The organism is Pseudomonas sp. NPDC089401, assembly GCF_044749485.1.
Lineage (GTDB): Bacteria > Pseudomonadota > Gammaproteobacteria > Pseudomonadales > Pseudomonadaceae > Aquipseudomonas.
In genome coordinates, this window is the sequence record NZ_JBIVIA010000010.1 from 220988 (window position 1) to 239452 (window position 18465).

Annotated in this window: 13 protein-coding genes; 3 read left to right on the plus strand and 10 right to left on the minus strand. The window is 66.2% G+C overall.

The genetic code is table 11. The features are described 5' to 3' along the window. Window positions 1–14 precede the first annotated feature (14 nt). A complete protein-coding gene (locus ACIP21_RS22315; protein ID WP_400692165.1) occupies window positions 15–1433 on the plus strand; it encodes an amino acid permease in 1419 nt (472 codons plus the stop codon). Between the two features lie 116 nt (window positions 1434–1549). On the opposite strand, the gene ACIP21_RS22320 is transcribed toward ACIP21_RS22315, so the two are convergent. From ACIP21_RS22320 to ACIP21_RS22330, 3 genes are all read right to left on the minus strand, one after another. After that, entirely contained in the window at window positions 1550–2677 is a 1128-nt protein-coding gene (locus ACIP21_RS22320) for an OpgC domain-containing protein (protein WP_400692168.1), read from the minus strand. A gap of 209 nt (window positions 2678–2886) precedes the next feature. After that, the gene (locus tag ACIP21_RS22325) at window positions 2887–4506 is read right to left on the minus strand and encodes an FMN-binding glutamate synthase family protein (RefSeq protein ID WP_400692170.1); all 1620 of its coding nucleotides are present in this window, start codon (window positions 4504–4506) and stop codon (window positions 2887–2889) included. A gap of 169 nt (window positions 4507–4675) precedes the next feature. Beyond that, window positions 4676–8956, minus strand: coding sequence for a DEAD/DEAH box helicase (locus ACIP21_RS22330; RefSeq protein WP_400692173.1), 4281 nt, complete (start codon window positions 8954–8956; stop codon window positions 4676–4678). A gap of 257 nt (window positions 8957–9213) precedes the next feature. On the opposite strand from ACIP21_RS22330, the gene ACIP21_RS22335 reads away from it, so the two are divergent. Continuing rightward, complete coding sequence (locus ACIP21_RS22335; protein WP_400692176.1) at window positions 9214–9627, plus strand: NUDIX domain-containing protein; 414 nt, start codon at window positions 9214–9216, stop codon at window positions 9625–9627. On the opposite strand, the gene metR is transcribed toward ACIP21_RS22335, so the two are convergent. Further along, the gene (gene metR, locus ACIP21_RS22340) at window positions 9611–10528 is read right to left on the minus strand and encodes a transcriptional regulator MetR (RefSeq protein ID WP_294326521.1); all 918 of its coding nucleotides are present in this window, start codon (window positions 10526–10528) and stop codon (window positions 9611–9613) included. The two genes, ACIP21_RS22335 and metR, sit on opposite strands and share 17 nt — an antisense overlap. Window positions 10529–10725: 197 nt before the next feature. Between metR and ACIP21_RS22345 the strand changes: the two genes are divergently transcribed. Continuing rightward, window positions 10726–11721: an alpha/beta fold hydrolase gene (locus ACIP21_RS22345; protein WP_400692180.1), complete on the plus strand. Its 996-nt coding sequence runs from the start codon at window positions 10726–10728 to the stop codon at window positions 11719–11721. Window positions 11722–11837: 116 nt separating this feature from the next. Here ACIP21_RS22345 and ACIP21_RS22350 read toward each other — a convergent pair whose 3' ends face one another. The 6 genes from ACIP21_RS22350 to ACIP21_RS22375 all read right to left on the minus strand — a co-directional run bounded on the left by ACIP21_RS22350 (window position 11838) and on the right by ACIP21_RS22375 (window position 18351). Further along, window positions 11838–13166, minus strand: coding sequence for a sigma-54-dependent transcriptional regulator (locus ACIP21_RS22350; protein ID WP_400692183.1), 1329 nt, complete (start codon window positions 13164–13166; stop codon window positions 11838–11840). Beyond that, entirely contained in the window at window positions 13163–15067 is a 1905-nt protein-coding gene (locus ACIP21_RS22355; RefSeq protein WP_400692186.1) for an ATP-binding protein, read from the minus strand. The genes ACIP21_RS22350 and ACIP21_RS22355 overlap by 4 nt, the downstream gene beginning before the upstream one ends. 69 nt (window positions 15068–15136) lie before the next feature. Further along, complete coding sequence (locus ACIP21_RS22360; protein WP_201173783.1) at window positions 15137–15871, minus strand: amino acid ABC transporter ATP-binding protein; 735 nt, start codon at window positions 15869–15871, stop codon at window positions 15137–15139. After that, window positions 15868–16539, minus strand: coding sequence for an amino acid ABC transporter permease (locus ACIP21_RS22365; RefSeq protein WP_400692189.1), 672 nt, complete (start codon window positions 16537–16539; stop codon window positions 15868–15870). The genes ACIP21_RS22360 and ACIP21_RS22365 overlap by 4 nt, the downstream gene beginning before the upstream one ends. Then, the gene (locus ACIP21_RS22370) at window positions 16540–17286 is read right to left on the minus strand and encodes an amino acid ABC transporter permease (protein WP_400692192.1); all 747 of its coding nucleotides are present in this window, start codon (window positions 17284–17286) and stop codon (window positions 16540–16542) included. It lies immediately after the preceding gene. A 147-nt stretch (window positions 17287–17433) separates the two neighbouring features. Beyond that, window positions 17434–18351 carry a glutamate/aspartate ABC transporter substrate-binding protein gene (locus ACIP21_RS22375; RefSeq protein WP_400692195.1) on the minus strand — a complete coding sequence of 306 codons (918 nt, stop codon included), beginning with the start codon at window positions 18349–18351 and terminating at the stop codon, window positions 17434–17436. Window positions 18352–18465 lie beyond the last annotated feature (114 nt).

Genomic DNA, 18465 nt, shown 5'->3' on the forward strand with positions numbered 1-18465 from the left:
GAGGTTGTATTGCTATGCCAGTCGGCAACCATCCTGCCCCTGCCGAGCCCACCCAGGGCGGCCCGCTCAAGCGTGAGCTGGGCGAGCGGCACATTCGTCTGATGGCCCTCGGTGCCTGCATCGGTGTCGGTCTCTTCCTCGGTTCGGCCAAAGCCATCGAAATGGCCGGCCCGGCGATCATGCTCTCCTACATCATCGGTGGCCTGGCGATCCTGGTGATCATGCGCGCGCTGGGCGAAATGGCCGTGCACAACCCGGTCGCCGGCTCGTTCAGCCGCTATGCCCAGGACTACCTCGGGCCGCTGGCCGGCTTTCTCACTGGCTGGAACTACTGGTTCCTGTGGCTCGTCACCTGCGTCGCGGAAATCACCGCGGTGGCCATCTACATGGGCATCTGGTTCCCCGACGTACCGCGCTGGATCTGGGCCCTGGCGGCCTTGGGCAGCATGGGCGCGGTCAACCTGATCGCGGTGAAGGCGTTCGGCGAATTCGAGTTCTGGTTCGCCCTGATCAAGATCGTCACCATCATCGCCATGGTCCTCGGTGGCATTGGCGTGATCGCCTTCGGCTTCGGTAATGATGGCGTAGCGCTGGGCATTTCCAACCTCTGGCGCAATGGCGGCTTCATGCCCAATGGCGTCACCGGCGTGCTGATGTCGCTGCAAATGGTGATGTTCGCCTACCTGGGGGTGGAAATGATCGGCCTCACCGCCGGCGAGGCCCGCAACCCGCAGAAGACCATTCCCCAGGCGATCGGATCGGTGTTCTGGCGCATCCTGCTGTTCTACGTCGGCGCCTTGTTCGTGATCCTGTCGATCTACCCGTGGGACGGCATCGGCAGCCAGGGCAGCCCGTTCGTCATGACCTTCGAGCGCCTGGGCATCAAGACCGCTGCCGGCATCATCAACTTCGTGGTCATCACTGCGGCGCTGTCGTCGTGCAACGGTGGCATCTTCAGCACCGGGCGCATGCTCTACAGCCTGGCACAGAACGGCCAGGCCCCGGCCGCCTTCGCCCGCACCTCGCAGAGCGGGGTGCCGCGCAACGCCTTGCTGCTGTCGATCGGCGCGCTGCTGCTGGGTGTGCTGGCCAACTACCTGGTGCCGGAGAAAGTGTTCGTCTGGGTGACCTCGATCGCCACCTTCGGCGCGATCTGGACCTGGGTGATGATCCTGCTGGCGCAGATCAAGTTCCGCGCCGGCCTGTCGAGCGCCGAGCAGAAGGCACTGAAGTACCGCATGTGGCTGTGGCCGCTGAGCTCCTACCTGGCCCTGGCCTTCCTGGTGCTGGTGGTGGGCCTGATGGCGTACTTCGAGGATACCCGCGTGGCGCTGTATATCGGGCCGGCGTTCCTGGTGCTGTTGACCGTGCTCTACCACCTGTTCCGTCTGGCGCCCAAGCAGGAACCGGGGCTGGCAAGCCCGGTCGCCTGATGTGAAGCCGGGGGCCGCTTTGCGGCCCTTTCGCGACACAAGGCCGCTCCTACAGGGAAACGCGATCCCTCGTAGGAGCGGCCTTGCGTCGCGAAAGGGGCGCAAAGCGCCCCCCTTTACACCACAACCGCGGGTGCCTCCACCGTCCGCCCCAACTGCTTGCTCCAGTCCAGCCACCCCGCCAGCATCACCATCGCCAGCACACCACCCAAAGCGGTCAGCAGTTGCACCGGCCAGTGATCTCCACCCTGGGCATTGAGCAGGTCCGCCAGCGGTGCCAGCAGCACGCCCAGGCAGAACACCTCCAGCGAATAGCGCCCCATCCGGCAACTCTGCCGGGCCAGCCAGCCGTCCAGCCACGGGCCGCTGCGCACCAGGCGAGCGGTGCAGTAGGCCAGGGCGAGGAACTGCACCACACGCAGCGGCGACAGGTTGGTCTTGTCGATCGGGTAGAGCCATTCCCCCAATCCGCGCGGTATCAGCACGTCGTGCAAGGCCGGCCAGCGCCAGGAAAGGGTGATCACGGCACTGGCCAGCACCACGCTGGCGGCCGCCAGCCACAGTGGTTGGCGCCATGCCGGCGTGGACGCGGCGGCTATCGCGTGCTGCCCATGCAACGCCGCCGCGCCACCGAGCAAGAACAGCAGTTGCCAGGCAAAGGGGTTGAAATACCAGACGCCACCGGCCTGGGCCGGCAGGTTCCACTTGAATACCTGCACCAGCGCGTACAGGCCCAGCGACAGGCCCAGCGCCAGTGCCAGGCGGTGCATCAGCAGCGGCAACAGCACGGGCAAGGCCAGCAGCAACAGGATATAGAGCGGCAACGGGTCCATCAGGTTGGGCTTGAAGCGCAGCATCAGCTCGTCCACCAGTGCCTGCTGCGGGTTATTGAGGAAATAGGTCAGCCCCATGCCCTCGATCATGTCCCGCTGGGCATGCTGGTTGGCGACGAACACCATGCCCATCAGCAGCACCAGCAGGAAGATATGCGCCACGTACAGCACCCAGACCCGGCGCAGTATGCGCATGCTCGCCACCAGCCAGCCGTCGCGTCGGGCGACCTTGCCGTAGGCCAGCACGGCAGCGTAGCCGGCGAGGAACACGAAGATCTCCGCGGCGTCGCTGAAGCCGATGTTGCGCACGGTGAAATTGCCCAGCGGGTTGTCGGGGATGTGGTCCCAGAAGATGAACACCAGGGCCAGGCCGCGGAAGAAGTCGATGCGCAGGTCGCGGCCGTTGTTCATGGTGTCTGCCCTGGTGTGGAAGTGTTACAGAAGAGTCATGGCCGTGAACGACGGTTCCCCCCTACTGCGCATGGGTTGACCGGTGGCCTCTCGGAATTCGATCAAGCGCCCGGCAGGCGACGCCGTCAACTGACATTTTTGTCAGTTGCCTGACGTCGGGGCACTTGGGATGGGCGGGGAATTCGGGCCTCGATGAGGCCCAAGGGCGATCAAGCCGCAGCGTCGCTGTGCGGCTCGAAGCTGTCAGCCCGGGCCAGTTGCCACATGCGCGAATAGAACTGCCCGTTGACTTCATCGGTGAGCAATTCGCCCGGCTTGAGGAACACGTGCATCTGCGAGAACAGCTTGATCTCGGTGGCCGAGATCCGCCGCACCAGGTGCTTGGCCTCCAGCTGTGCCGGGTGTTCCAGCCCGGCGGCGGCGAGCATCTCGGCCAGCGCGCGCAGGGTGTTGTGGTGGAAGTTCACCACCCGCTGGGCCTTGTCCGGCACCACCAGGGCGCGCTGGCGCAGCGGGTCCTGGGTGGCCACCCCGGTCGGGCACTTGTTGGTGTGGCAGCTCTGCGACTGGATGCAGCCGATGGCGAACATGAAACCGCGCGCCGAGTTGGCCCAGTCGGCGCCGATGGCCAGCACGCTGGCGATGTCGAAGGCACTGACGATCTTGCCGCTGGCGCCGAGCTTGATCTTGTCGCGCAGGTTCAGGCCGACCAGGGTGTTGTGCACGAACAACAGGCCTTCGCGCAGGGGCACGCCGATATGGTCGGTGAACTCCACCGGTGCCGCGCCGGTGCCGCCTTCCTTGCCGTCGACGACGATGAAGTCGGGCAGGATGCCGGTTTCCAGCATGGCCTTGGCGATGCCCATGAATTCCCACGGATGGCCCAGGCAGAATTTGAAGCCCACCGGCTTGCCGCCGGACAGCTCACGCAACTGGGCGATGAACTGCATCATCTCGATCGGCGTGGAGAAGGCGCTGTGGCGCGAGGGGGAAATGCAGTCCTCGCCCATCAGCACGCCACGGGTCTCGGCAATTTCCGCGGTGACCTTGTGCTTGGGCAGGATGCCGCCGTGGCCGGGCTTGGCGCCCTGGCTCATCTTGATCTCGATCATCCGCACCTGCGGGGTACGCGCCTGGGCGGCGAAGCGTTGCGGGTCGAAACGGCCGTCGGCGGTGCGGCAGCCGAAGTAGCCGCTGCCCAGTTCCCACACCAGGTCGCCGCCGTGCTCGCGGTGGTAGGGGCTGATGCTGCCTTCGCCGGTGTCATGGTGGAAGTTGCCCAGCTTGGCGCCCTTGTTCAGGGCGCGGATGGCGTTGGCGCTGAGCGAGCCGAAGCTCATGGCCGAGATGTTGAAGATCGACGCCGAGTACGGCTGGCTGCACTGCGGGCCGCCGACGCTGACGCGGAAGCTGGCCGGGTCGGTCAGTGGCGCCGGGCGCATGGAGTGGCCGATGAACTCGAAGCCGGATTGGTACACGTCGATCAGGGTGCCGAAGGGTTTGTCCGAGGCTTCGTTCTTGGCCCGGGCATAGACCAGCGAGCGCTGGGCGCGGGAGAAGGGCAGGGCGTCGCTGTCGGCCTCCAGCAGGTACTGGCGGATCTCCGGGCGGATGCCTTCAACCAGGTAGCGGATGTTGCCGAGGATCGGGTAGTTGCGGCGTACCGCGTGGCGTTGCTGGAGCAGGTCGAACACCCCGATCAGGCTCAGCGCTCCGGTGGCCAGGGCGAACGGCCACAGCCACTCGTGGTGGAGGAACGGCAGGCTGGCCAGGGTGAACAGGACACAGGCGGTGAAGAATGCATAGCGGCTGAGAAGTGACAGGCTCATACGGGATCCTTGCGATGGCGCGGTCAGGCTCAGGGCCTGGGGCAAACCCCGACCATAGCCAACTTGTGTGGCACTGCAAATTAAAATCGGGGTAGCGAAAATCATTCTCGCCTGGGTCCGGCGTTGAGACGGATACAGACCGGTGGGACCGCGCAACCCGAAACCGTTGTCAGGTCGTATCGCGCAGCAGCTTGAGCCGCCAGAGGTCCTGTTCCTCTGCCGGCGCCTCCAGCAGATACGCATACCGCCCGGCAACCCGCACCGCCACCGGCACCCCATCGCGATACAACAGCCGATTGCCACTGACCGCCGGCACCTTCGCTCCCGGCAGCAATGAACCGATCAGGTTCAGCGGGTCGCTGGCACTCACCACCACCAGCCCGCCATCCAGCGCTCGCCGGCGTACCTGGCGCAGCAGCCCGACCGCCTCGGGCAAGGCGAACTGCTCGCCCGCCAAACCGGCAATGAAACGCCCTCCGCGGATCTCGCCGCGTGCCTCCAGCCGGTGATAGCAGCGCAGCAGCTCGCGCCAGGGCGGCAGCACATCGCTTTCGCGCTCCAGCAAGTGCCAGCAGATCACCCCATAGCGGCGCAACAGGGCGCGGGCGATGTACTCCAGGCGTCGCTGCTCGTCGACGCCGGTGCTGCCCCGGCGCAGCAAGGCCCAGCGCCCGGCATGGGCCATGCTGCTGGAGATCGGTGGGTGACCGCGCCGGCTGTTGCGTGACGTACGTTTGGCCGCCGGGGTGATCAGGCTGCGCAGGCCGGTGAAGCTGTCGGCGCCCACCAGGCCGGCGCCGACCAGTTCCTGCAAGGCCGCTTCCAGCTCACTCGGTAGCAGGTGGGCCTCGTCGCTCAATTCGTCGAAGAACAGCGCCCCCTGCGCCTGCAAGGCCTGGTGGACGCGCTGCGCCCGGGCGCCGAGGGCCTCCGGGGACGCCTCCGGTGCCAGGCTGCGCCACAGGCCCAGGTGCTCGCGTGGCAGCAACACCAGCGGCGTGCTGGCCAGGGTATTGCTGGCCAGCGTCACCGCCAGGCGGCTCCAGGCGAACTGACCACTGCGGCAGACTTCGTCGAGCCAGTGCCGGCTGTAATCCTCGATCCGGGCGGGCAGCAACTCTGCCTCCCAGGCACCGGCCGCACTGGGAAAGCCTTGCAGCTGGCCCAGCACCTCGGCCACCGCCTGCGGGCCGCGCAGGCGTTCGTCGGCTGCCAGGTGTTGCCAGTCGAACAGGAAACGCATGAAATCCTGCAGGCTGACCGGCTCGATCTCCCGGCGCAGGCGCTTGACCGTGTAGCGATGGATACGCGCCAGCAGGTGCCGCTCACACCATTGCAGCTGGGCTTCGCCGGGGCTGAAATGGCCGCGCAACACGTAGCCTTCGGCCTCCAGGCGGGCCAGGGCCTGTTCCACGTCGACGGCGGGCTTGCCCAGCGGCGCGCTGATCTGTGCCAAGGTCTGCGGGCCATGGCCGCTGAGGCGGGCGCGCAGCAGTTCGCTCAATCCGCTGTCCGGGTCGATGTCTTGGTCGAACCCCGGGAGCAGGGCCAGTGCAGGTTCCAGGCGCGATCCCGGGTAGAGCGCCTGCAGCAGGTTCTGGCGCTCGCGGGCCAGCCACAGGCGCTCGTCGACCAGGCGCAGCGCACGGCCGGCCTTGGCCAGCTGGCGCAGCGGCAGTTCCCAGGTGGGGTTGGCCTGAACCTCTTGCTGGCTGATGGCGCCCAGGCTCATCAAGGCTTCGTGCATTTCATCGGCATTGCCCGGCTCAGGCCACGCCTCGGCCTGCACGGCCTCGATCGCATCGGCGTCCAGCGCCCCCAGGTTATCGCTGCTGTGTACCTCGTTCCAGCGTCGGTTCAGTACCGCCTGGGTGCGCCGCTCTTCCAGCGGCGCATCGTCGAGGAAGGCGTAGGGCCGGGCATTGAGGATCGCCGAGGCCAGCGGTGACGGTGCCGGCAAGTCATGGCACAGCAACCGCACCTGGCCGCTTTCCATGCGCCGCAGCAGGGCCAGCCAGCCTTCGCTGTCCATGGCCTCGTGCAGGCAGTCGTCGAGGGTCTGCTCGACCAGCGGGTGATCCGGGACCTGCCGTTCGCCGGCGATGTTTTCCAGGCAGGCGATCTGGTCGGGGAACACCGCGGCGATCAGGTCCTCGCTTTTCATCCGCTGGATCTGCGGCGCCACCTTGCGTCCGCCGACGAAGCGCGGCAAGGCCAGGGCCGCGCCGGCGTTCCAGCGCCAGCGCACGCCGAACAACGGGGCGTCGAGCACGGCCTGGATCAGGATCTGCTCGGCGCTGCGGCTGTTCAGGTAACGCCACACTTCATCCAGTTCGAAGCTGTGGCTGGTCGACAGCGACAGCACGATGGCGTCCTCACTGGCGGCCGCCTGCAATTCGAAGTTGAAGGTGCGGCAGAAGCGCTTGCGCAGGGCCAGGCCCCAGGCGCGGTTGATGCGGCTGCCGTAGGGCGAATGGATGATCAACTGGGTGCCGCCGGACTCGTCGAAGAAGCGTTCCATCACCAGGGTCTGCTGCGAGGGCAGGGCGCCGAGAACCGCGTGGGCACGGCCCAGGTAGTCGAGCAGCTGGTTGGCGCAGGCTGGGTTCAGCGCGAAGCTGGCCTGCAACCATGCCAGCACCGCGGCGCCATCGCCGTCAGGCTGCGAGAGCTGTTCATCGAGGCGCGCCTGAAGACGGGCGACGGCGAAGGACAGTTCGTCACTGCGCCCCGGTGCTTCGCCGAGCCAGAACGGAATGGTAGGCGGCAGGCCCTGGGCATCCTCGACCCGCACCCGGCCCGGTTCGACCCGCAGGATGCGGTAGGACGCATTGCCCAGCTGGAAGATATCCCCGGCGATGCTTTCCACGGCGAAGTCTTCGTTGACGCTGCCGATGCTCAGCGCCTGGGGTTCGAGCAGTACGGCATAGTCGGCCGTTTCGGGGATGGTGCCACCGCTGGTCAGTGCGGTCAGCTGGCTGCCCCGGCGCCCGCGCAAGGTGCCGCTGACCGCATCGCGGTGCAGGTAGGCGCTGCGCACGCCCAGGCGGCCGTTGTAGCCTTCGGCGAGCATGCGCAGCAGGGCCTGGTAGTGGTCGATGTCGAGTTCGGCGTAGGGCGTGGCCTGGCGCAGGCAGTCGAACAGCGCCTGTTCCTGCCAGGGTTGGTTGCTGGCTTCGGCGACGATCTGCTGGGCCAGCACATCCAGCGGTGCCTTGGCGATGTGCAGCTCATCGAGTTCGCCCTGGCGCACGCAGTCGAGCAGCGCCACGCATTCGATCAGGTCATCGCGCGAAGTGGCGAACAGCCGCCCCTTGGGGATGCCCTCGACCTGGTGCCCGGAGCGACCGACCCGTTGCAGGAAGGCGGCGATCGAGCCGGGCGATTCGATCTGGCAGACCAGGTCGACGTCGCCGATGTCGATGCCCAGCTCCAGCGACGCGGTGGCGACCAGCACCTGCAACTGGCCGTTCTTCAGGCGCTGCTCGGCATCCAGGCGCAGTTCCTTGGCCAGGCTGCCATGGTGCGCGGCCACCGCCTGCTTGCCGAGGCGGTCACCGAGGTGGCGGGTGATGCGCTCGGCCAGGCGCCGGGTGTTGACGAATACCAGTGTGGTGCGGTGCTCGCGGGCGAGGGCGGCCAGACGGTCGTACACCAGGCCCCAGGCATCGGTGGCCATGACCGCGCCGAGTGGTACGGGCGGGACCTCGATGGCCAGGTCGCGCTGGCGGGCATGGCCGACATCGACGATGGCACAGGGACGCTCATGCCCCACCAGAAACCGTGCAACCCGTTCCACCGGGCGCTGGGTGGCCGAAAGGCCGATGCGTCGCAGTGGGCGCCCGCATAAGGCTTGCAAGCGCTCCAGGGTCAGTGCCAGGTGGGCGCCGCGCTTGTTGCCGGCGAGGGCGTGGATCTCGTCGACGATCACCGTGTGCACGCTGGCCAGCCCTGCGCGACCCGAGGCCGAGCCCATCAGCACATAGAGCGATTCCGGCGTGGTCACCAGGATGTGCGGGGCCCGCTTGCGCATGGCGGCCCGGTCCTTCTGTGGGGTATCGCCGGTGCGCACGGCGGTGGTGATGCGCGGGGCGCTCAGGCCCTGCTCCTGGAGGGCCTGGCTGATGCCTTCGAGTGGCGCCTGCAGGTTCAACTGGATGTCGTTGGACAGTGCCTTGAGGGGCGAGACGTAGACGATCTGAGTGTGCGCCGGGAGTTCGCCAGCGTGCTCCAGGCCCTGGCGCAACAGTTCGTCGAGGACGGCGAGGAAGGCGCTCAAGGTCTTCCCGGAGCCTGTGGGGGCGGCGAGCAGCATCGATTGGCCGGCGTGGATCAACGGCCAGGCACGAGCCTGGGCATCGGTCACGGTGGCGAAATGGCGACGGAACCAGGTGCCGATGGCCGGGTGAAACAGCTCGAGCACCGGGTGCTGGTGGGCTGGCAGGTTCATGTGTTGGTTATGGCGGGTCAATGCCGGGTTGGCAAGGTGCCGTTCGTCTGCGAAGCATTGTCTGGCCTGTACCGGCCCTTTCGCGGGTAAACCCGCTCCCACAGGTACCGCGCAGCTCTTCAGGCCTGTGATATCCCTGTGGGAGCGGGTTTATCGAGGCGTCGAACCGCCGCGAAGAGGCCGGCACAGGAAACCCGGTCTTGTCAGTCCCGGGAGCCCATGGGATCCTCCCCGGTCAATACCCCGAGACTTCGCCCATGCCCAACACCATCCGCATCGCCGCCGCCCTGTTGATCGACCCGCAAGGCCGCACCTTGCTGGTGCGCAAGCGCGGCACCCAGGCCTTCATGCAGCCGGGCGGCAAGATCGATGCCGGTGAGACGCCGGTGCAGGCGCTGGTGCGCGAGCTGCACGAAGAACTGGGCCTGCGCATTGACCCGGCCCAGGCCGTGCACCTGGGCCAGTTCAGCGCCCCGGCCGCCAACGAGCCCGGCTTCGTGGTTCAGGCCGAGCTGTTTCGCGTCGACAGTGCCGGGGCCGTGACCCCAGCGGCGGAAATCGAAGAAGTGCAGTGGCTGGCCGCTGACCAGACGCCGACGCTGGCGCTGGCGCCGCTGACCCGCGACCTGATCCTGCCGCTGTACCGCCAGGCCGTCAGCGCACCGCGCTGACCCCATCGAGGGTGGCGAACGAGGTGTCCTTGGCGGTCAGCAGGAAGTCGCGCATGTAGGGCGCATCGAGCATGTCGGTGCGCACTGCCGCGTAAAGCGTGGCGAACAGGCCTTTCTCGCCCAGGCGCTTGCCCTTCACATAGCCGCGGGCGCTGTACTCGTGCAGTGCCCAGTGCGGCATGCCGCAGACGCCGCGGCCGCTGGCCACCAGTTGCATCATCATCACCGTCAGCTCCGAGGTGCGCACCGCCGCCGGTTCGATGTCGGCAGGCTCCAGGAAGCGGGTGAAGATGTCCAGGCGGTCGCGCTCCACCGGGTAGGTGATCAGGGTCTGGTCGAGCAGGTCCTGGGGCACCATGTACGGCTTGCTGGCCAGCGGATGCTGGTTGGCCACGGCAAGCATCGCCTCATAGGTGAACAGCGGTACGTAGGTGATGCCGGCCAGGTCCAGCGGGTCGGAGGTCACCACCAGGTCGAGGTCGCCGCGGGCCAGCGCCGGCAGCGGGGCGAAGGCGAAGCCCGAGGCCAGGTCCAGCTCCACTTCCGGCCAGGCATCGCGGAACTGGTCGATGGTCGGCATCAGCCACTGGAAGCAGCTGTGGCACTCGATGGCCATGTGCAGGCGCCCGGCGGTGCCGCCGGCCAGCCGCGCGATGTCGCGCTCGGCGCCGCGCAGCAGGGGCAGGGTGGCATCGGCCAGTTGCAGCAGGCGCAGGCCGGCGCTGGTGAAGCGGATCGGCTTGGTCTTGCGCACGAACAGCGGCAGGCCCAGGCGCTCTTCCAGCTCCTTGAACTGGTGCGACAGCGCCGACTGGGTCAGGTGCAGGCGCTCGGCGGCCTCCACCAGGCTGTCAGCCTCGCGCAGGGCATGAAGGGTTTTCAGGTGACGGATCTCCAGCACAGCTGACTCCGGGGGCAAGGTACGAGGAAACAGGGAATGAGTTGAGTTTCGCTCATGTTGTCCCCGGCTGTCGACTGGACGATCAGCCGCACCGCTGGGCAGGGTTCATCAAACTGTCATTGAACTGTGGCAGCGCGCCCGAACGAAAGTCATCAGACTCGCGCTCTACTGGGGATCTGCATTCTGGTGTTTTTTTCATGCGGGCTTTTCTGCTTTTTTTCTGTTTCATGTTCAGCGCATCGGCCAGCTTCGGCGCATCGCGTTGCGACGCCCACGTACCGGTGCAACGGGCCGAACTCGGCGAGGTGAGCCTGGTTTACCAGAGCGTCGGCGCGCCGCGTGACCCTGCCTTGTTGCTGGTGATGGGCCTCGGCGGGCAACTCATCCACTGGCCTGACGACGTGGTCGAGGCCTTGTGCCGCCAGGGCTTTCGGGTGATTCGCTACGACAACCGCGACGTCGGCCTGTCGCGCTGGACCCGGCTGCCGCCGTCGGCCAACCTTACCGTCGAGCTGCTGCGCTACAAGCTGGGCCTGCCGGTCGCCGCGCCCTACAGCCTGACCGACATGGCCGGCGACGGCCTGCACCTGATGGATGCCCTGGGCATTGGCCAGTTCCATGTGCTGGGGGTGAGCATGGGCGGGATGATCGCCCAGCACCTGGCGGCCATGGCGCCGCAGCGGGTGCGAAGCCTGACCCTGGTGATGTCCAGCTCGGGGGCGGCGGGGTTGCCGGCGCCGGCTCCGGCGCTGGTGCAATTGCTGGCGCGGCGCAGTGCACCGAACCGCCAGGTGGCCATCGAGCAGCAGGCGGACTTGCTGGCGGCGCTGGGCAGCCCGCAGGTGCACGATGAGCGGGCGGTGTTGCTGCAGCAGGCGGCGGTGGCCTATGACCGGGCCTATAACCCGGACGGCGCCAAGCGCCAGATCATGGCGATCCTGGCCGAGCCGAGCCGGGTGCAGTTGCTGAATGATCTACGGGTGCCGACGCTGGTGGTGCATGGCACGGCCGATCCGTTGCTGCCGGTGATGCACGGGGTGCACCTGGCGGCGCATATCCAGGGCAGCCAGCTGCGCTTGATTCCGGGGTTGGCGCATCGTTTCCAGGAGCCGTTCAAGGCGCCGTTGCTGGCAGCGGTGCTGCCTTACCTGCAATCGCACCGGCAGGATGTCACCCACATCGCCGGCCTCTGAAGTCGGCGTCGTCTGCTTCGCGGGTAAACCCGCTCCTACAGGGACAGCGCCGCTCTCAATGCCGATGGTATTCCTGTGGGAGCGGGTTTACCCGCGAAGCAGGCGACACTGGCCTGTCAGCCAAGCCCGTACTTCTTCACCTTGTCGAACAAGGTAGTCTTGGCCATGCCCAATTCCTGGCTGGCCTGGCTGAGGTTGCCGCCGGTGCGCTGCAAGGCGTCGCTGAGCAGGTTGCGCTCGAATGCCTCCACCGCCTCGGCAAACCCGACTCCCTGGCTGGCCCCGCTGCTCGGCCCTTTCTTGAAGGCTGGCAACCCCAGGGCATAACGCTCGGCCACGTTGCGCAGTTCGCGCACGTTGCCCGGCCAGTCATGGCTCATCAAGCGCGACAAGGTCTGGCTGTCCAGGCTCGGTGCTTCGCGGTCGAAGCGCAGCGCCGACTGCTGCAGGAAGTGCTCGAACAGTTGCAGGATGTCTTCCCGGCGTTCGCGCAGGGGCGGCAGTTCCAGGGTCACCACGTTCAAACGGTAATACAGGTCGCTGCGGAACTGCCCGGCCTGGCCCAGGGCGTCCAGGTCCGCTTTGGTGGCGGCGATCAGCCGGCAGTCCACCGGGATGCTCTGGTTCGAGCCCAGGCGCTCCAGGGTGCGCTCCTGCAACACCCGCAGCAGCTTGATCTGCAGGTTGATCGGCATGCTTTCCACCTCGTCGAGGAACAAGGTGCCGCCATTGGCATGCTCGATCTTGCCGATGCGGCGCTTGCCGGCGCCAGTGAAGGCGTTGGCTTCGTGGCCGAAGATCTCGCTCTCGAACAGGTTTTCCGGCAGGCCGCCGCAGTTCAGCGCCACGAACGGCTGGCCCTGGCGCCGGCTGAAGTCGTGCAGGCAACGGGCGACCAGCTCCTTGCCGGTGCCGGTCTCGCCCTCGATCAGCACATTGGCCGAGGTATCGGCGACGTTGGCGATCAGTTCGCGCAACTGCTCCATGGCCGCCGAGCGGCCGATGATGCGGCCTTCCAGGCTGTGCTGTTCGGCCAGTTGCCGGCGCAGGGCGTGCACCTCGCGGGACAGCCCGCGTTGCTCCAGGGCGCGGCGTACCACGTCTACCAGGCGCTCGGGCGAGAAGGGTTTCTCCATGAAGTCATAGGCGCCGTTGCGCATGGCGCCGACGGCCATGTCGATGTCGCCGTGGCCGGTGATCAGCACCACCGGCAGGCTGCGGTCGCGGGCCTTGAGGCGGTTGAGCAGTTCCAGGCCATCGATGCCCGGCAGGCGGATGTCGCTGACGACGATCCCGGCAAAATCATCGCCGATGCGCTCCAGGGCCTGCTCGGCACTGCCGACCCCTTCGCAGGCGATGTCCTCCAGGGCCAGCGCCTGCTGGCAGCCGAGCAGCACATGCGGGTCGTCTTCGACGATCAGGACGGTAAGAGGCGCTGGGTTCATGGTTGCTCTGCCGATTCGCTGGGGGGCGTGACCAAAGGCAGGGCGAGGACGAAGGCCGTGCCGCCGATGGCGGGGTGCTCGACGTTCAGGCTGCCCTTGGCGGCGGCGGCAAGGCTCGCCGACAGGGTCAGCCCCAGGCCCAGGCCATGTTCGCCCGGTTTGGTGGTGAAGAAAGGTTCGAACAGGTGCTTGCGGGTTTCGGCATCGATGCCGTGGCCGTTGTCGCGCACCCGCAGGCGGTACTTGTCGCCCTGCAGCTCGCCCTCGAGCCACAGCTCGGGCAGCGGCTGGGTGGCCATGGCGTCGAGGGCGTTGCCGATCAGGTTGACCAGGATCTGTTCCAGGCGGGTCTGGTCGATGGCCAGCTGCTGGTCGTCGAACCCGTTGTGCAGTTGCAGGTGGCAGCCGCTGATGCGCTCGCCCAGCACCTGCAGCGACGCTTCCACGGCCTTGGCCAGGGAGGCCTGGCCGCTGTCGTCGCCACGCCGGGCGAACGAGCGCAGGCTGGCGGTGATGCGGCCCATGCGGTCGATCAGGTCGTTCATGGTGCGCAGGTTGGTACTGGCGGTTTCCAGCGCGCCGCGCTCGAGGAAACGCACGGTGTTGCCGGACAGGGTGCGCAACGCCGCCAGTGGCTGGTTGAGCTCGTGGGCAATGCTGGTGGACATCTGCCCGATCGCCGCCAGCTTGCCGGCCTGGACCAGCTCGTCCTGGGCGTGGCGCAGGGTCTGCTCGGCATGCCGGCGTTCGCGGATCTGCCCCTTGAGCCGTTCGTTGCTGGCGCGCAGGTCGCCGGTGCGGTCGGCGATGCGCCGCTCCAGCTGGCTGTTGGCTTCCTCCAGCGCTTCGCGGGCGGCCAGGCGCGTGGCGATCACCTTGCGTCGCTCGTTCCAGGCGATGCCGAGGATGGTCAGCAGGGCGAAGGCGACGCCGACCAGGATGCCCTGCACCATGGATTCGCGGCGCAGGTCCTGCAGCGGGGTGAGCAGGGTGAAGTGCCAGGGCGTGTCGGCCAGGCGTCGGGTCTGCGCCAGGTAGCTCACTTCGTGGGGCTTGCCCTGGGCGGTTTCGGCATTGGCCGGGAAGGTCAGTTTTTCCACGCCGTCGGCCAGGGTTTCCCGTGCCAGTGGCTGCAGTTCGTTCAGCGGCCACCAGTAGTATTGCAGGCTGCGCGCCAGGCGCTCCTTGATCTGCGGGGTCAGCGGGCGCACCGACTTCAAGCGCCGGGCCGGGTCGCTGGAGAGGATGATGATGCCATTCTCGTCGCTGACGAAGGCTTCCAGGCGGGCGCGCTGCCAGCGCTCTTCGAGGGTGTCGAGGCGTACCTTGATCACCGCCACGCCGATCACCTTGCCGTGTTCTTCCAGGCCGTGGGCCAGGTAGTAGCCGGCTTCGCCGGTGGTGCTGCCGATGCCGTAGAAACGCCCCGGCTCGCCGCGCACGGCGGTCTGGAAGTAGGCGCGGAACGACAGGTCTTCACCGAGGAACGAGTCGGCATCGCGCCAGTTGCTGGTGGCCTGCACCCGGCCGTTGGTGTCGAGGACGAAGATCGCCCGGCTGCGGCTGCGGCGGTTGAGGCCTTCGAGGTATTCGTTCACGGTCTGGCGGTTGGCGCCATCCGGGTCGGTAAGCAGCTGCGAGACGCTGTCTTCCAGCTCCAGCAGGCTCGGCAGGTAGGTGTATTTGCTGATTTCGCTCTCGACCGTGCGTGCATGCAGTTCCAGCGCGCGCTCGCCGCTTTCGCTCAAGGTGCGGATGCCGTTGCTCTCGCTGATCAGATAACCGGCCATGCCCAGCCCGACCATCAGCAGGATGATCAGGGGCGGCAGCAGCAGTTGGCGGATCAGGCGAGATTTCACGGAGGGCTTGGCAGGCAGAAGAAGCGAAGGGTCGCATTTCATCACAGTGGCCTTGTCACGGCCAGCACGCGCTGCCGGGTATGCCCCGGCAGCGCTGCCGTTGTTGCCGAATCAGTGTTGCAGGATCTTGCTGAGGAAGTGCTGGGTGCGTTCGTGGCGGGCGCTCGGGTCGCCGAAGAAGGCTTCTTTCTGGCAGTCCTCGATGATGTTGCCCTTGTCCATGAAGATCACCCGGTTGGCCACCTTGCGGGCAAAGCCCATTTCGTGGGTCACGCACATCATGGTCATGCCTTCGTGGGCCAGCTCGACCATCACGTCCAGTACTTCGTTGACCATTTCCGGGTCCAGGGCCGAGGTCGGCTCGTCGAACAGCATGACGATCGGGTCCATCGACAGGGCGCGGGCGATCGCCACACGCTGCTGCTGGCCACCGGACAGCTGCCCGGGGTGCTTCTTGGCGTGGGCGCCGAGGCCGACGCGGTCGAGCAGGGCCAGGCCCTTCTTGGTCGCTTCCGCCTCGCTGCGGCCAAGCACCTTGCGCTGGGCGATGGTCAGGTTCTCGGTGATGCTCAGGTGCGGGAACAGTTCGAAGTGCTGGAACACCATGCCCACCCGCGAGCGCAGCTTGGGCAGGTTGGTCTTGGGGTCGGCGATCGAGGTGCCATCGACCACGATGTCGCCCTTCTGGAACGGTTCCAGGGCGTTGACGCACTTGATCAGGGTGGATTTGCCCGAGCCCGACGGGCCGCAGACCACCACCACTTCACCTTTCTTGACCTCGGTGCTGCAGTCGGTCAGCACCTGGAAGTCGCCGTACCACTTGTTGACGTTCTTGATGGAAATCATACGGTGATCCTTTTTTGCAGGCGCTTGACCAGCCACGAAGCGGAGAAGCTGATGACGAAGTACACGGCCCCGGCGAAGATCAGGAACTCATGGGAGCGCCCGATGATATCGCCGTTGGCGCGTGCCGAGTTGAGGAAATCCACCAGGCCCACGGTGTACACCAGCGAGGTGTCCTGGAACAGGATGATGCTCTGCTGCAGCAGCAGCGGGGTCATCTTGCGGAAGGCCTGGGGCAGGATGATCAGGCGCATGGTCTGGCCGTAGGTCATGCCCAGCGCCTGTGCAGCGCCCATCTGGCCCTTGGAGATCGACTGCACGCCGGCGCGGACGATTTCGCAGAAGTACGCGGCCTCGAACATCATGAACGCCACCACGCACGAGGTGAAGGCACCCACCGGGGTGTCCTCGCCGGTGATCCAGCGCAGCACGAACGGTACCGCCAGGTAGAACCAGGTGATCACCAGCAGCAGCGGGATCGAACGGAAGTAGTTGACGTAGGCACCGGCCACACGCGACAGCAGCTTGCTCGACGACAGGCGCATCAAGGCCAGGATCGTGCCCAGCGCGATACCGCCGACCACGCCCATGACCATCAGCTGCAGGGTCATGACCATGCCGTCCCAGAGGGCGGGCAGGGCGGGGATGATTTCGCTGAAATCCATGTCCATTTACTTGCCCCCCACGGAGATCAGGCCAGGCACGGCGACTTTCTTCTCGACCATGCGCATCAGCAGCATCAGGCCCATGTTCAGGGTGAAGTAGATCAGCGTGGCCAGGGTGAAGGCCTCGAACAGGTTGGCCGAGAACTCGGCGGTCTGCTTGGTCTGCGCCAGCAGTTCCATCAGGCCGATCAGCGAGGCCACCGAGGAGTTCTTGAACACGTTCAGGAATTCCGAGGTGAGCGGCGGAATGATGATCCGGTAGGCCTGCGGCAGCAGCACGTTGGTGTAGATCTGCGGCAGGCTGAAGCCCATGGCGCGGGCGGCGGCTTCCTGGCCGCGGGGCAGCGCCTGGATGCCGGTGCGCACCTGTTCGCAGACGCGCGCGGCGGTGAACAGGCCCAGGCAGATGACCACGCTGATCAGCGCCGAGGTGGTCGGGTTGAGGTCTTGCTTGAACCATTCCTGCAGGCCTTCGGGCAGCAGGTCCGGCACCAGGAAGTACCAGATGAACAGCTGCACCAGCAGCGGCACGTTGCGGAACAGCTCCACATAGGCGGTGGCAATGCCCGCTACCAGGCGGTTGGGCACGGTGCGCATGACACCGAGCACCGAGCCCAGCAGCAAGGCGATGATCCAGGCGGAGATGGCAATGGCGATGGTCCAGCCCAGACCGGTGATGTACCAGTCCAGATAGGTCTCGCTGCCGACGCCGGTGGACTTGAAGAACACGCCCCAGTCCCAGTTGTAATTCATCGGGATTTCCCCTCAGACGATTGTTTCACGGGCACCTTCGAGCATCCGAGGGCGCGATGCGCCCTCGGATGAAAGGGTAGACACTAAAGCGTGGCCTGTGGGTTCGATCGTGCGCGGATGCGCACCAGGCCACTTATTGACTGAGGATCAGGACTTCTTCTCGTCCGCGGCCTTGTCGGTCGGCTCGGCGATCAGTTTCTTCAGCTCGTCGCTCATCTGGAACTGCAGGTTCAGGCCTTTCGGCGGGATCGGCTGGGTGAACCACTTGTCGTAGCTCTTGTTGACTTCGCCCGACTTGAAGTAGGCAACGATGGCGTCGTCGACCGCTTTCTTGAACGCCGGGTCATCCTTGCGCACCATGCAGCCGTAGATTTCGTACGACTGCGGGGTGCCGGTGATGACCCAGTCGGTCGGCTTCTTGGCCTTGGCCATTTCGCCGGCGAGCAGGGCGTCGTCCATCATGAAGGCCACGGCGCGGCCGCTTTCGAGCATGTTGAAGGCTTCACCGTGGTCCTTGGCGGAAATCACGTTCATCTTCATCTGCTTGTCGGCGTTCATCGCCTTGAGCAGGCGCTCGGAGGTGGTGCCGGCGGTGGTCACGACGTTCTTGCCGGCCAGGTCCGGGAAGTCCTTGTAGGAGGGCTGACCGTCCTTGACCTTGGTCAGCAGGCGGGTGCCGACTTCGAAGATGCCGACCGAGAAGCCGACCTGCTGCTGGCGCTCGACGTTGTTGGTGGTGGAGCCGCACTCAAGGTCCACGGTGCCGTTCTGCACCAGCGGGATGCGGGTCTGGGAGGTGACCAGGTTGTACTTGACCTTGATGTCGGTGCCCAGTTGCTTCTTCAGGGCGTCGACCACGGCCAGCTGGATGTCATGGGAGTAGCCCACGGGCGTTTGACCGCCGGCCAGGTAGGAAAATGGAATGGAAGAGTCGCGGTGCCCCAGGGTAATGGTGCCCGAGTCCTTGATTTTCTTCAGGGTGCCGGTGAGGTCTTCGGCCATGGCTGGCGAAGCGATGATCGCTGCGGCGATGGTGGCGCCCAACAGATGACGAACGATACGCATCAAATTTTCCTCGACGTGTTTGTTTTTTTTATGGAGCCGTTGGCGGACTCTTTCGTTCAACGAATACAACAAGAAGCGAGTGCATTCGGCTACCAAGTGTAGAGCATGACTCGT

Bases quoted from the DNA above. Each gene is read 5' to 3' on its own strand.
- ACIP21_RS22315 (WP_400692165.1), top strand. From the start codon at position 15: ATGCCAGTCGGCAACCATCCTGCCCCTGCCGAGCCCACCCAGGGCGGC.
- ACIP21_RS22320 (WP_400692168.1), bottom strand. From the start codon at position 2,677: ATGAACAACGGCCGCGACCTGCGCATCGACTTCTTCCGCGGCCTGGCC.
- ACIP21_RS22325 (WP_400692170.1), bottom strand. From the start codon at position 4,506: ATGAGCCTGTCACTTCTCAGCCGCTATGCATTCTTCACCGCCTGTGTC.
- ACIP21_RS22330 (WP_400692173.1), bottom strand. From the start codon at position 8,956: ATGAACCTGCCAGCCCACCAGCACCCGGTGCTCGAGCTGTTTCACCCG.
- ACIP21_RS22335 (WP_400692176.1), top strand. From the start codon at position 9,214: ATGCCCAACACCATCCGCATCGCCGCCGCCCTGTTGATCGACCCGCAA.
- ACIP21_RS22345 (WP_400692180.1), top strand. From the start codon at position 10,726: ATGCGGGCTTTTCTGCTTTTTTTCTGTTTCATGTTCAGCGCATCGGCC.
- ACIP21_RS22350 (WP_400692183.1), bottom strand. From the start codon at position 13,166: ATGAACCCAGCGCCTCTTACCGTCCTGATCGTCGAAGACGACCCGCAT.
- ACIP21_RS22355 (WP_400692186.1), bottom strand. From the start codon at position 15,067: ATGAAATGCGACCCTTCGCTTCTTCTGCCTGCCAAGCCCTCCGTGAAA.
- ACIP21_RS22360 (WP_201173783.1), bottom strand. From the start codon at position 15,871: ATGATTTCCATCAAGAACGTCAACAAGTGGTACGGCGACTTCCAGGTG.
- ACIP21_RS22365 (WP_400692189.1), bottom strand. From the start codon at position 16,539: ATGGACATGGATTTCAGCGAAATCATCCCCGCCCTGCCCGCCCTCTGG.
- ACIP21_RS22370 (WP_400692192.1), bottom strand. From the start codon at position 17,286: ATGAATTACAACTGGGACTGGGGCGTGTTCTTCAAGTCCACCGGCGTC.
- ACIP21_RS22375 (WP_400692195.1), bottom strand. From the start codon at position 18,351: ATGCGTATCGTTCGTCATCTGTTGGGCGCCACCATCGCCGCAGCGATC.